Source organism: Paraburkholderia sp. BR10954, assembly GCF_040965775.1.
GTDB lineage: Bacteria > Pseudomonadota > Gammaproteobacteria > Burkholderiales > Burkholderiaceae > Paraburkholderia > Paraburkholderia youngii.
Map to the genome: position 1 here is coordinate 1 of NZ_JBFRCK010000188.1, position 884 is coordinate 884.

Below are 884 nucleotides of genomic sequence, written 5' to 3' on the forward strand. Positions count from 1 at the left end.
TGAACGAAATACCGGATGCGTCGCGGCGCTTCGCTTCACGCGGGGTTGGCGAAAGTTTCGCAACAACGCAAGGCCGCGCCTTGTGCGTAGTGCTGTACCGCTTTCCAACGGCCTTTCAATGGGTGACTGCGTATTTCGGACGAACGTGACCGACCGTTTCGGGATCGTGACCGGCGATTTCGGCAACGTGACCGGGCATTTCGGCAACGTGACCGAGCGGACCGGAAAGCAGGATTGGCGTTGCGCATGACATCAACCACGCGGGCTATGCTCGCCGGCTTTGGCCGGAGAGAGCATGCCCGCGCACAGGATGAACATGCGCATGATCAAGGACGTTCTACGACTTAAATTCGACGGCGGCTTCTCGCACGATCGGATCGCCTCGTCACTGGGCATATCCAAGGGCGTGGTCACGAAGTACATCGGGCTGGCCGGTGCGGCCGGGCTGGACTGGGCAAGCGCCTGCGATATGGATGAAGGCGAACTCGAGCGGCGGCTTCTGGGCAAGCCAACGGGGCCAGCAGCCTACGCCCAGCCCGACTATGGACGCATCCATCAGGAGCTACGTCGCAAGGGCGTGACGCTGACGTTGCTGTGGGAGGAGTACCAGGCCGAGTTCGCAGACCGGCAAACCTACCGCTATACGCAGTTCTGCGAGCACTACAAGGCATTCACTAAGCGCCTGAAGCGCTCGATGCGTCAGATTCACCGCGCCGGCGAGAAGCTGTTTGTCGACTTCGCCGGCCCCACGTTGCCACTGACGACTGGACGCCGCGCGCACATCTTCGTAGCGGCTATGGGCGCATCGAGTTACACGTTCGCATGTGCGACGCCGGCCGAGACGATGGAGGACTGGCTGGGCGGCATTGCTCGCGCGCTGACCT

At 62.1% G+C, this 884-nt stretch carries 1 protein-coding gene and 1 pseudogene; both read left to right on the forward strand.

What is annotated here, in order from left to right:
- Positions 1-250: hypothetical protein (locus tag AB4Y34_RS41770; protein WP_368719297.1), on the forward strand; the 250-nt coding region annotated here is incomplete at its 5' end.
- 45 nt (positions 251-295) lie between these two features.
- A pseudogene (locus tag AB4Y34_RS41775) lies at positions 296-884 on the forward strand (IS21 family transposase); the annotation flags it as partial.